This window comes from Streptomyces sp. URMC 129 (assembly GCF_051386415.1).
Classification (GTDB): Bacteria; Actinomycetota; Actinomycetes; order Streptomycetales; family Streptomycetaceae; genus Streptomyces.
Map to the genome: position 1 here is coordinate 32,954 of NZ_JBPQTQ010000036.1, position 10,655 is coordinate 43,608.

General features: G+C 74.3%; 12 protein-coding genes. 3 read left to right on the forward strand and 9 right to left on the reverse strand.

The genetic code is table 11. The annotated features are described in order from the left end of the window. Positions 1 to 100 precede the first annotated feature (100 nt). The 5 genes from ACSNOC_RS10390 to ACSNOC_RS10410 all read right to left on the reverse strand — a co-directional run bounded on the left by ACSNOC_RS10390 (position 101) and on the right by ACSNOC_RS10410 (position 4,798). Positions 101 to 1,069 carry an NADPH:quinone oxidoreductase family protein gene (locus tag ACSNOC_RS10390; protein ID WP_436747031.1) on the reverse strand — a complete coding sequence of 323 codons (969 nt, stop codon included), beginning with the start codon at positions 1,067 to 1,069 and terminating at the stop codon, positions 101 to 103. Positions 1,070 to 1,109: 40 nt separating this feature from the next. Continuing rightward, a complete protein-coding gene (locus ACSNOC_RS10395) occupies positions 1,110 to 1,757 on the reverse strand; it encodes a histidine phosphatase family protein (protein WP_436747032.1) in 648 nt (215 codons plus the stop codon). Between the two features lie 12 nt (positions 1,758 to 1,769). After that, entirely contained in the window at positions 1,770 to 2,876 is a 1,107-nt protein-coding gene (locus ACSNOC_RS10400) for a phosphotransferase family protein (RefSeq protein ID WP_436747033.1), read from the reverse strand. Beyond that, positions 2,873 to 4,087 carry an acyl-CoA dehydrogenase family protein gene (locus ACSNOC_RS10405; RefSeq protein WP_436747034.1) on the reverse strand — a complete coding sequence of 405 codons (1,215 nt, stop codon included), beginning with the start codon at positions 4,085 to 4,087 and terminating at the stop codon, positions 2,873 to 2,875. Before ACSNOC_RS10405 ends, ACSNOC_RS10400 begins: the two co-directional genes overlap by 4 nt. Positions 4,088 to 4,204: 117 nt before the next feature. Beyond that, a complete protein-coding gene (locus ACSNOC_RS10410; RefSeq protein ID WP_436747035.1) occupies positions 4,205 to 4,798 on the reverse strand; it encodes a TetR/AcrR family transcriptional regulator in 594 nt (197 codons plus the stop codon). A 104-nt stretch (positions 4,799 to 4,902) separates the two neighbouring features. Between ACSNOC_RS10410 and ACSNOC_RS10415 the strand changes: the two genes are divergently transcribed. Beyond that, the gene (locus tag ACSNOC_RS10415; protein ID WP_436747036.1) at positions 4,903 to 5,952 is read left to right on the forward strand and encodes a zinc-binding dehydrogenase; all 1,050 of its coding nucleotides are present in this window, start codon (positions 4,903 to 4,905) and stop codon (positions 5,950 to 5,952) included. A gap of 111 nt (positions 5,953 to 6,063) precedes the next feature. Next, positions 6,064 to 6,444 carry a DUF2267 domain-containing protein gene (locus tag ACSNOC_RS10420; protein WP_436747037.1) on the forward strand — a complete coding sequence of 127 codons (381 nt, stop codon included), beginning with the start codon at positions 6,064 to 6,066 and terminating at the stop codon, positions 6,442 to 6,444. Here the strand turns inward: ACSNOC_RS10420 and ACSNOC_RS10425 are convergent. Beyond that, complete coding sequence (locus tag ACSNOC_RS10425) at positions 6,399 to 6,821, reverse strand: hypothetical protein (protein WP_436747038.1); 423 nt, start codon at positions 6,819 to 6,821, stop codon at positions 6,399 to 6,401. The two genes, ACSNOC_RS10420 and ACSNOC_RS10425, sit on opposite strands and share 46 nt — an antisense overlap. 505 nt (positions 6,822 to 7,326) lie before the next feature. On the opposite strand from ACSNOC_RS10425, the gene ACSNOC_RS10430 reads away from it, so the two are divergent. Continuing rightward, positions 7,327 to 7,851 (forward strand): MarR family winged helix-turn-helix transcriptional regulator, encoded by a 525-nt coding sequence (locus tag ACSNOC_RS10430; RefSeq protein WP_436747039.1) that lies wholly within the window; start codon positions 7,327 to 7,329, stop codon positions 7,849 to 7,851. 35 nt (positions 7,852 to 7,886) lie between these two features. Here ACSNOC_RS10430 and rocD read toward each other — a convergent pair whose 3' ends face one another. The 3 genes from rocD to ACSNOC_RS10445 form a co-directional block, all read right to left on the reverse strand. Next, positions 7,887 to 9,128 carry an ornithine--oxo-acid transaminase gene (gene rocD, locus ACSNOC_RS10435; protein ID WP_436747040.1) on the reverse strand — a complete coding sequence of 414 codons (1,242 nt, stop codon included), beginning with the start codon at positions 9,126 to 9,128 and terminating at the stop codon, positions 7,887 to 7,889. Beyond that, the gene (gene ddaH / locus ACSNOC_RS10440; RefSeq protein WP_436747041.1) at positions 9,125 to 9,952 is read right to left on the reverse strand and encodes a dimethylargininase; all 828 of its coding nucleotides are present in this window, start codon (positions 9,950 to 9,952) and stop codon (positions 9,125 to 9,127) included. The genes rocD and ddaH overlap by 4 nt, the downstream gene beginning before the upstream one ends. Before the next feature lie 84 nt (positions 9,953 to 10,036). Continuing rightward, positions 10,037 to 10,540 (reverse strand): Lrp/AsnC family transcriptional regulator, encoded by a 504-nt coding sequence (locus tag ACSNOC_RS10445; protein WP_436747042.1) that lies wholly within the window; start codon positions 10,538 to 10,540, stop codon positions 10,037 to 10,039. Positions 10,541 to 10,655 lie beyond the last annotated feature (115 nt).

The following is a 10,655-nucleotide window of genomic DNA, read 5'->3' on the forward strand; positions in this document are numbered from 1 at the left end:
ATTCCTGCCGGGGACGCGCACGGCGCGGTCAGCCCTGTCACGATCGTGACAACTTCGTGCCCGCGCCGCGTTCACCTGCTGGTTCACCGGCTCACCGGGTTCACCGCACGCGGACGACGACCTTGCCCAGCGCGCGGCGCTCGTCGAGCTCGGCCAGGGCCTCGGCCGTCCCGGCCAGGTCGTACGAGGCCCCGAGCAGCGGGTCGAGGCGGCCGGCCTCCAGGTGCGGCGTCAGCTCGGCCCACTGCTCGCGCAGGTAGGCGGGCCGGGGCAGCCAGAAGCCTCCCCAACTGACGCCGATCACGGCGATGTTGTTCAGCAGCAGCCGGTTGACCTTCACGGTGGGGATCTCGCCGCCGGTGAAGCCGATCACCAGCAGGCGGCCCTCGGGTGCGAGGCTGCGCAGCGAGTCGGTGAAGCGGTCGCCGCCGACCGGGTCGACCACCAGGTCGGCGCCCCGGCCGCCGGTCAGCTCGGCGACGGCCTGCCGGAAGCCGTCGACCGGCACCACGTCGTGCGCGCCGGCCCGGCGGGCGACCTCGCCCTTGGCCTCGCTGGAGACGACGGCGATCACCCGCGCGCCGAGGGCGCGGGCGTACTGGACGGCCGCGGTGCCGACGCCGCCGGCCGCCCCGTGCACCAGGACGGTCTCGTCCGCGCGCAGCCCGCCGCGGCGGCTGAGGGCGAAGTGGACGGTCAGGTAGTTCATCGGCAGGGCGGCGCCCGCCTCGAAGGACAGCCGCCCGGGCAGCGGGAAGACCAGCCGGGCGTCCACCGCGACCCGCTCGGCGAAGCCGCCGAACGCGGGGAACGCCGCGACCCGGTCGCCCGGCGCGAACCCGGTGCCCTCGGCCGCGGAGCGCACCACGCCGGCCACCTCGGAGCCGGGCACGAACGGCAGCTCCGGCTTGATCTGGTACAGGCCGCGGGTCAGCAGCACGTCGGGGAAGGAGACCCCGGCGGCGTGGACGTCGATGAGCACCTGGCCGTCGCCGGGCTCCGGCTCGGGCAGATCCACGATCCGCACGGCCTTGGGCCCGTCGAGCCGGGTCACGTGTACGGCGCGCATGGTGATGTCTCTCTTTCTCGCGTGGTCCCGTGGGTCCGCGTCAGCGGTAGGTGAGCAGCTCGCGGCCCTGGCCGGCGAAGTGCGCGTGGTCGTTGAACGCCAGGAGGCTGGTGCCGGACCGGCCCACGGCGACGGTGGTGATGGCCGCGTTGACCGCGACCCGGTGCAGGGCCACGACCCCGGACGGCGGCAGGTCGAGGAGCCAGCCGCACAGCGCCGCGACGACGCCGGCGGAGGTGACGACGACGGCGTCGCGGCGCTCGGCGGTCAGCGTCCCCGCGAGGTCCTGCAGCGCGGCGATCGCGCCGCCCGAGAACGCGGGCCAGCCGTCCTCGGCGGGGTCCTGTATCCAGGCGAGCAGCGCCAGGTCCAGGACGTCCTGCACGCCCACGGAGCCGATGGGCTCCTCGGGCACGGCGTAACGTTCCAGCACCGCCAGGAAGTCGTACTCGTCCCAGCGGGCGTCGATTTGCGGCTCCATGGCGAAGCCGCCGCTGCCGACGACGATGCCGGCCGTGTCGAGCTGGCGGGTGAGCGTGCCGCTCACGATGAGCGGGCGGCGCGGCTCACGGCGGGCCAGCTCCCGGCCGGCTATGACCGCCTGGCGGCGGCCGAGGTCGGACAGCTCGTCGTAGGCGGGACTGCCGAAGGACGCCTGGCCGTGGCGGAGTAGGTGGATGACGGGCATGGGGTGTCTTCTTCAGCCCTCTCGGCGGCCGGTCCGGCGGATCGTGGCGCGGCAGCGCCCGTGGAGGTGGTGCACGAAGATCCAGAGGTTCTTGAACGCCGGGTTCCGGGTCTGTTTGTGGTGGTAGCGGTAGTAGATCTGCTGGGCGATCGCGGCGAGCCGGAAGAGGCCGAACACTTCGTAGAAGGCCCAGTTGTCGGTGGCCAGGCCCATCCGGTCGCAGTAGCGTTCGACGATCTCGGCCCGCGTGAGCATCCCGGGCAGGTCGCTGGGCTGGCGGCGGGTGCGGCGGGCGAGGACGCCGTCGCCGGGCTCCACCCAGTAGGCCAGCGCGCCGCCGAGGTCCATCAGCGGGTCGCCCAGGGTGGCCATCTCCCAGTCCAGGACGCCCCGGACGCCGAGGTCCTCCTCGTCGAGCACGATGTTGTCCAGCCGCCAGTCGTTGTGGATGACGCGGGTGGCGACGTCGTCGGGCCGGTGGTCGGCGAGCCAGGCCGTCACGCGCGTGAAGCGCGGCACATTGCGGGTGCGGGCCTGCTCGTAGCGGCGGGTCCAGCCCTCGACCTGGCGGCGCACGTAGCCCGCGCCCTTGCCGAGGTCGGCGAGCCCGGCGGCGACGGGGTCGATGCCGTGCAGCTCGGTGAGGGTGTCGACGTAGGTCTCGGCGAGCGCGCGGGCGCGGGCGGGGCCGAGGGACAGCCCGGGCGGCGGGTCGCGGCGCAGGATGAGGCCGGGCACGCGGTCCATGACGTAGAAGTCGCCGCCGATGACGCCGGGGTCCTGGCACAGGGCGCGGACGGTGGGGACGTGGCCGAAGACGGGCTTGAGCTGGCGCTGCACCCGGTACTCGCGGGCCATGTCGTGGGCCGACGACGCCTTCCGCCCCGCGGGCGGCCGGCGCAGGATCAGGTCGGTGCCGGGATAGCGCAGCAGGTAGGTGAGGTTGGAGGCGCCGCCGGTGAACTGGCTGATCTCGGGCGTGCCGGTCAGGCCGTCCAGCCGCTCCTTGAGCCAGGCGTCGAGCCGGGGAACGTCGAAGGCGTCCTCGTCGCGGACCTTGCCGGCGGCGGGCTTCGGGGCGCTCGTCGGCCGATCGCGGCGGCCGGGGCGGGCGCTCACGCGGGGTCCCGGTGGGCGGCGAGCTCCATCCTGGCGACGACACCGAGGTGGACCTCGTCGGGGCCGTCGGCCAGGCGCAGCGCGCGGGCCGTGGCGAGGCCGGCGGCCAGCGGGAAGTCGTCGGAGAGGCCCGCGCCGCCGTGGAGCTGGATGGCCATGTCGACGACCTCGCAGGCCATGGTGGGCACGGAGGCCTTGACCTGGGACAGCTCGCTGAGCGCGCCGAGCGGCCCGGAGGTCTCCAGCAGCCAGGCGGTGTGCAGGACGTGGAGGCGGGCCTGGTTGATGGCGATGCGGGCCTTGGCGATGCGCTCGCGGTTGCCGCCGAGGTTGGCGAGGGGCTTGCCGAACGCGGTGCGCTCGGCGGCGCGGCGGCAGGCCAGCTCCAGGGCGCGTTCGGCCAGGCCGATCAGGCGCATGCAGTGGTGGATGCGGCCGGGGCCGAGCCGCCCCTGGGCGATCTCGAAGCCGCGGCCGGGGCCGGCGATGATGGCGTCCCGGGGCAGCCGGACGTCGGTGAACGTCACCTCGCCGTGGCCGTAGGGCTCGTCGTAGTGGCCGAAGACGGGCAGCATCCGCTCGACCCGTACGCCGGGGGTGTCCATGGGGACGAGGACCATCGAGTGCCGGTGGTGGCGGTGGGCGCCGGGGTCGGTGAGGCCCATGAAGATGACGAACTCGCAGTCCGGGTGCCCGACGCCGGTGGACCACCACTTGCGGCCGTTGATCACCACGTCGTCGCCGTCGAGGACGGCGGTGGCCTGCATGTTGGTGGCGTCGGAGGAGGCGACGGCGGGCTCGGTCATGCAGAACGCGGAGCGGATCTCGCCGGCGAGCAGGGGCTCCAGCCAGCGGGCGCGCTGCTCGTCGCTGCCGTAGAGGTGGAGGACCTCGGCGTTGCCGGTGTCGGGGGCGTTGCAGTTGAAGATCTCGGGAGCCATGGGCGAGCGGCCCATCAGCTCGGCCAGCGGGGCGTACTCGGTCATGGTGAGGCCGGGGCCGTAGCGCTCGTCGGGGAGGAAGAGGTTCCAGAGGCCGGCGGCGCGGGCCTTGGCCTTCAGCTCACCGATCAGCGGCGGCACCTGCCAGCGGTCGGTCTGCCGGGACAGCTCCGTGAAGTACTCACGCTCGCGCGGCAGGATCTCGGTTTCGATGAAACCGCCGACCGAGGTGAGGTACTCCCGCCCGCGGGCGGAGTGTGCGAAGTCCATGACCGAACCCCTCGCCTTATTGACTGTTGCTCGATAGGGAGGCTAGCGCCCTGCTGACCTTTGCTCAATGGGCAGACCGGCCGGGACGAGCCCGGCGGGAGCGGGGGCGGCGCGAGGTCAGCGGGGCGCCAGGGCGGAGAGGATCCGGTCGAGACTGCCGACGAGGAAGGCGGTCAGCTCCTCGGTGGACATGACGTCGGCGGGCGTCTCGATCGCCATCTCCTCCACCATCGCCAGCCAGCCCCGGACGGCGTACCGCACCGGGGGCGGCGCGGCCGGCTCCCCCATCGCCGCGAAGACACGGTCGGTCAGCTCGGCACGGACACCGCCGAACGCCTCCAGCACCTGGTCGTCCGCGCCCGCCCCGGCCCGGGCCAGCGCCACGTAGTTGTCGTGGCGGCGCCGCACGAAGCCGACGAATCCCTCGATGATGCCGCTCAGCCGCTCGGCCGGGTCGTCGCTGTCGGGAGCGGTCGCGTGCTTGAGCAACCGCCGCCCGGCGGCCCGGGCCACGGCGACGTAGTAGTCGCGCTTGGTGGGGAAGTAATGGAAGAGAAGCCCGCGCGAGATGCCCGCCTCCGCGGCCACCTCGTCGATCGACAGCTCGTGGATGGGGCGGGTCGCCAGCAGCCGCAGCCCGATGCCGATGAGCTGCCGCCGGCGCTCCTCGGCGGTGCGGCGCACGCGGGGGCGGGCGGGCTCGGCGGTCATGCGAGAACCCTAGCCCGTTGAGCATTGCTCGACTGCCGGAAGCGCGGCGCCCTACGATGCCGCACGGATACACCGGAGTATCGGCCCACAGGAGGGATCCGCTCGTGGAGACCATGCTCGCCGGCCGCCTGCACCTGGCGACGAGGCGGTTCGCCGTGGAGGAGGTGCCCGTGCCGGAGCCCGGGCCCGGGGAGGTGCTGGTCGAGGTGCGGGCCGCGGGGGTCTGCCTGTCCGACGCGCACCTCATCGACGGCACGCTGCGCCCGATGTTCAACCCGGACGACGCCGTCACCCTCGGGCACGAGGTCGCGGGCGTCGTGCACACCCCGGGCCCCGGGGTCGACGCGGAGTGGAGCCCGGGCACGCGGGTGGTCCTCGTCGCCGGGCAGAGCTGCGGCGCGTGCGCCGCCTGCCGCCGCCGGCGCGGCCCCTGCCCGCGCACCCTCACCCGGGGCGTGGACTACGACGGCGGCTGGGCCCAGTACGCGCTGGCCCGCGAGGACACGCTGCTGCGCATCCCCGACGGCCTGCCGTTCGACCAGGCCGCGATCATCCCCGACGCCGTCTCGACGCCCTACGCCGCCGTCGTCGCCACCGGTGGGGTCCGGCCCGCGCAGGCCGTCGGCGTCTGGGGCGTGGGCGGCCTCGGCGCGCACGGCGTGCGCGCCGCGCGGCTGGCCGGGGCCGCGCCCGTGATCGCGATCGACCCGCTGCCCGGGGCCCGCGAGCGCGCCCTGGCGTTCGGCGCCGACCTGGCCCTCGACCCGGCCGCCCCGGACTTCGGTGACGAGCTGCGCCGGGCGACCGAAGGGGCGGGCCTGGACGTCGCGTTCGACTTCGCGGGCGTCCCGGCCGTGCGCGAGCAGGCCGCCCGCGCCCTGGCCACCGGGGGCGTCCTGGTGCTGGTGGGGCTCACCCCGCAGCCGCTGTCCCTGGCCAACGGCACCCTGTTCAGCTACCGGGGCAACCAGGTGCGCGGCCACTACGGCTCGGACCCCGAGCACGTCGAACAGCTCGTCCGGCTGGCGTCGACCGGACGGCTCGACCTCGCGCCCTCGGTCAGCGGCCACCTGCCGCTGACCGAGGCGGCCGAGGCGGTGTCCCGCCTGGAGCACAAGACCGGCGACCCGGTCCGCCTGATCCTGGTGCCGTGACACCGGGCCCGGTCCGCGCGGGCCCGCGGCGGGGCGGAGTGTGGCGCGGGCCGCATTTTCCATAGAACTCCCGGATGGGGGTAACTGGCCCACATGGGCTGGAATGAACTTGTGAACCAGGTGAGGCAGTACGGGCAGTACGCGTCCGGATCGGAGGCCGAGCGGGTCACCCGCGTCGTCCTGACCGAACTCGGCTGCCATCTGACGGGCGACGAGCGGGCCGATCTGGCCCGCTCGCTGCCGACCGAGGCGGCGGCGCTGCTGACCGGCGGGGCACCGGCGGAACGCCCGCTGGCCGCCGCCGCGTTCGTCCGGGACGTGGCCACGCGGCTGGGCGGCTGCGCCGAGGCCACCGCCCGCTGGGACGTCAGCTCGGTGCTGTGCGTGGTCGCGCGGGCGGCGGACGACGAGCTGGTGAACCGGGTGATCGGCGCGCTCCCACCGGGCTACGCCCTGCTGTTCGGCCGGGCGGAGCTGGCGCGCGCGGCCTGATCGCCGCTCGGGGACGGCTCTTCCGGGGGCTCGGTGGCCGAGTCGGTGGCGGCGCAGGGCGGGAAGAACTGCACGCTGCTCACCGGGGGCGACTCGAACCCCGTGTTCCGGTCGATGCGGTCCAGCTCGGTGTCGCAGCGGGTGTCGCCGTAGAGCGCGGCGATGAACACCGTGCCGTTGAACCCGCTCATCACCGGCTCGTCGGAATCCCCCAACTCATAGCAACGGTAGGGCTCGACGCCGTCGAGGGCGCCCTCGTTCCCCCCTACCGTGTGATAGGAGAAGGTCCCGGTGCCGGCCTGAGCCATGGCGGCCGGCCCGGCGATCGCGAGGAGCACCGCCGCGACGGCGGTCCCCACGGCATGTCGGATGCGCATGCTTTCCCCTCCTGTGGACCGACGCTTCGTCCTGGCATTGCTACCCACCGTGACGGACCACACGCCGAGTGCCCCCCGTTCGAGGGACCCGTTCGCTCACCCATCCCCCGTCCATGGGGCGGCCGTTCACCCACACGAGTCGATATTTTTGGTCCCAAAGCGATCTCTCCGCCCCGATGCCGACGGGCGGCCCCGGCCCGCCTCCGGACGGGACAGGCTGCTCGCGAAGACGCCGGTGGCCTCCGCGAGCGCGGCCGGGGTGACACCCGCCGGGTGCGCGGGACTCCGGGACGCGGGCCGACCCCGGCCAGGGCGGCGGCGGTCGGGGCCCTGTTCCGCGCGGCCGTCGCACCGCGCCCTTCCCGGGACCGGCGACACGAGGTGCCGGGGACGCCGTCCGATAACGTGACCCTGCCCGGACGTGTCCTGCGGTCGCCTCCGGCGCGGTGAAGGGCGGGGCACACGGAACGGCAGGGAACGGCACGGCACGAGGGGATGCGGCGGCATGGCAGAGGGCGAACCGCTGGAGGAGGGCCTCAGCCCCGACGACGCGGTCCGGGCGATGCTGCTGCTGATGCCGCGCGTGGTCGCCCGCCTCAAGCGCACCGCGCTCCCCGAGCCGCTGCGCTCCTTCCAGCTGGCGCCCCGTCATCTGTCGCTCCTGTCCTACCTGCTGTTCGACGGGCCCATGCCGGTCAGCCACCTCGCCGCCCGGCTGGAGGTGGCCCCCACGACGGTGAGCCTGATGGTGAGCGACCTCAGCCGGCAGGGCGTCGTGGAACGGCATCCCGACCCCTCGGACGGCAGGCGCACCATCGTCGCCATCACCCGGGACCCGGAGACCCGCGCCGCCATCGACGCCTGGCTGGCCAACGGCGCGGACTCCTGGCGCCGCGCCTTCGCGCCGCTCTCCCCCGCCGAGCGCGCGATGTTCGTCCGGACGATGCGCGCCTACGAGACACAGGCCGGTGACGGCGGTGGCGGTGGCGGCGGCGGTGACAGCGGCAACGGTGGCGACGCGGGCCCCTGACCCGCCCCTCCCCGCCCGGCGCGTGTCGTCGTGGCTCAGCCGAGGACGCCCGCCAGCACGTCCAGCGCCCACTCCAGCTCCTCGCGGCTGATCGTCAGCGGCGGCGCCAGCCGGATGGTCGAGCCGTGGGTGTCCTTCACCAGCACGCCCTGCCCCATGAGCCGCTCGCTGACCTCGCGGCCGGTGCCGAGGGACGGGTCCACGTCGACGCCCGCCCACAGCCCCCGGCACCGGTAGCCGACGACGCCCTTGCCGACCAGGGCGGCCAGCCCGGCGTCCAGCACCCGGCCCAGCCCGGCGGCCCGCCGCTGGAACTCACCGGTCCGCAGCAGGTCCACGACGGCCGAGCCGACCGCGGCGGCCAGCGGGTTCCCGCCGAACGTCGAGCCGTGCTCGCCGGGCCGCAGCACACCCAGCACGTCGCGGCGCCCGACGACCGCGGAGACCGGGACGATGCCGCCGCCCAGGGCCTTGCCGAGCAGCAGCAGGTCCGGCAGGACCGACTCGTGGTCGACGGCGAGCGTGGTGCCGGTGCGGCCCAGCCCGGACTGGATCTCGTCGGCGACGAAGAGGGTGCCGGTGCGCCGGGTCAGCTCGCGCACCCCGGCCAGGTAGCCGTCGTCCGGGATGATGACGCCCGCCTCGCCCTGGATCGGCTCGATCAGCACGGCCGCCGTGGTCGCGTCGACGGCGGCCTCCAGCGCGGCGAGGTCGTTGTAGGGGACGACGCGGAAGCCGGGCGTGAACGGACCGAAGCCGTCGCGGGCGACCGGGTCGCTGGAGAAGCCGACGATGGTGGTGGTGCGGCCGTGGAAGTTGTCGGCGGCCACCACGATCGTCGCCCGGTCGGGCGCGACGCCCTTGACCTCGTAGGCCCACTTGCGGGCGACCTTGATGCCGCTCTCGACCGCCTCGGCCCCGGTGTTCATCGGCAGCGTCATGTCCAGCCCGGTCAGCTCGGCCAGGCCCTCGGCGAAACCGGCCAGCCGGTCGTTGTGGAAGGCACGGGAGGTGAGCGTGAGCCGGTCGAGCTGGCGGTGGGCCGCCGCCACCAGGTCGGGGTGCCGGTGGCCGAAGTTGAGGGCCGAGTAGCCCGCGAGCATGTCGAGGTAGCGGCGCCCCTCGACGTCCTCCAACCAGACGCCCTCGGCGCGGGCGACGACCACGGGCAGCGGGTGGTAGTTGTGCGCGAGCGCCGACTCCTCCGCGCGGATCAGGTCCGCCGAGGAACGCGGGGCCGGGTGGGGGGCGGGCACGGCGGTGGGGGCGCTGGTCATGGCCGGATCTCCTGGGTGCAGCACTTGATGCCGCCGCCGGCCTTCCGGAACTCCGAGAGGTCGACGGGGACGGGGACGTAACCGCGGCGCGCGAGTTCGCCGATCAGGCCCCGGGCGCCGGGGTCGATGAAGACGTGGCGGCCGTCGCAGACGGAGTTGAGCCCGAACGCCAGGGCGTCGTCCTCGGTCGCGATCACCGCCCGGGGGAACAGCCGCTCCAGCACCGCGCGGCTCCCCGGCGAGAACGCGCCGGGGTAGTAGGCCACGTTCCCGCCGCGCTCCCCCTCGTCCTCCAGGGAGAACAGCGCGGTGTCGAGGTGGTAGAAGCGCGGGTCGGTGAGCCGCAGGCCGATCACCGGCACGCCGAAGAACTCCCGCACCTCCTCGTGGGCGGCGGGCACCGTGCGGAATCCCGTGCCGGCCAGGACGTACGGGCCGGCCGGCACCAGGTCGCCCTCCCCCTCGCACACCGCCAGCGGCTCGTGGACGTCGAAGCCCGCCGCCTTGAACCACATCTCGTACGCCGTGCTCTCCGGCTGCCGCTGCGGCGCGTGGAAGCGCGAGCCGAGGACCCGGCCGCCGAGCACCAGCGCCGCGTTGGCCGCGAAGACCATGTCCGGCAGGCCGGGAACGGGCGCGACGGTCTCCACCGTGTGCCCGTGCTCGCGGTAGGCGGCGACGAGCGTCCGCCACTGGGCCAGCGCCCGCGCGGTGTCGACGGGGGTGCCCGCGCGCATCCAGGGGTTGATGGCGTACAGCACGTCGAAGTGCCGTGGCTCGCAGGTCAGGTAGCGCCGGGGTCGCCGCGCGCGTGAGGGTGCCATGAGAGCAACGGTAGGAACGGGCAGGGCGGGCGACAAGAAACCACGATTGCGCGTGCGCGCAGCGGTGTTGCGCCGTTGGGCCGTTCAGCGGCCGATCGTTTCGTCCGGACGGGTGGGCGGGCTGGCACCGGCCTCGGGGCTTCCCGCGATGAGGTGGGAGAGGACGATGAAGCTGATCGTCTTGCGGATGAACGGCTCGGCGCGGATGCGTTCGAGCACCTCCTCGAAGTGCTCGATGTCGGTGGTCCTGATGTGCAGCAGCGCGTCGGCGCCGCCGGTGACGGTCATGGCGGCGGTGATCTCCGGGTAGTCCCGCACGACCTCGGCCAGCCGCCGGGGCGGGGCGGCGCTGTCGCAGTACACCTCGACGTACGCCTCGGTGCGCCAGCCGAGGGCGGACGGGCTGACCATGGTGGTGAACCCGGTGATCACCCCCGCCTCCCGCAGCCGGTCCACGCGCCGCTTGACGGCGGGCGCGGACAGCCCGATCGCGGCGCCGATCTCGGCGAAGCTGCTCCTGGCGTTCGCGATGAGCGCGGCGACGATCTTCCGGTCGAGATCGTCGAGCACGGTGGGGTGGCTGGTCATGGTCGGTGGCCCCCTGTCGTCCGGGCGGCGTGGCGGCGGCGGGTGACGCCGCTGTCATTGTCGTCCCAGGCCGTGGGAAGCCGGGAGGCGTGGGGCTGCGGGGGGTGCGGGGGTG

Bases quoted from the DNA above. Each gene is read 5' to 3' on its own strand.
- ACSNOC_RS10405 (WP_436747034.1), bottom strand. From the start codon at position 4,087: ATGGACTTCGCACACTCCGCCCGCGGGCGGGAGTACCTCACCTCGGTC.
- ACSNOC_RS10395 (WP_436747032.1), bottom strand. From the start codon at position 1,757: ATGCCCGTCATCCACCTACTCCGCCACGGCCAGGCGTCCTTCGGCAGT.
- ACSNOC_RS10390 (WP_436747031.1), bottom strand. From the start codon at position 1,069: ATGCGCGCCGTACACGTGACCCGGCTCGACGGGCCCAAGGCCGTGCGG.
- ACSNOC_RS10430 (WP_436747039.1), top strand. From the start codon at position 7,327: ATGGCAGAGGGCGAACCGCTGGAGGAGGGCCTCAGCCCCGACGACGCG.
- ddaH (WP_436747041.1), bottom strand. From the start codon at position 9,952: ATGGCACCCTCACGCGCGCGGCGACCCCGGCGCTACCTGACCTGCGAG.
- ACSNOC_RS10425 (WP_436747038.1), bottom strand. From the start codon at position 6,821: ATGCGCATCCGACATGCCGTGGGGACCGCCGTCGCGGCGGTGCTCCTC.
- rocD (WP_436747040.1), bottom strand. From the start codon at position 9,128: ATGACCAGCGCCCCCACCGCCGTGCCCGCCCCCCACCCGGCCCCGCGT.
- ACSNOC_RS10410 (WP_436747035.1), bottom strand. From the start codon at position 4,798: ATGACCGCCGAGCCCGCCCGCCCCCGCGTGCGCCGCACCGCCGAGGAG.
- ACSNOC_RS10445 (WP_436747042.1), bottom strand. From the start codon at position 10,540: ATGACCAGCCACCCCACCGTGCTCGACGATCTCGACCGGAAGATCGTC.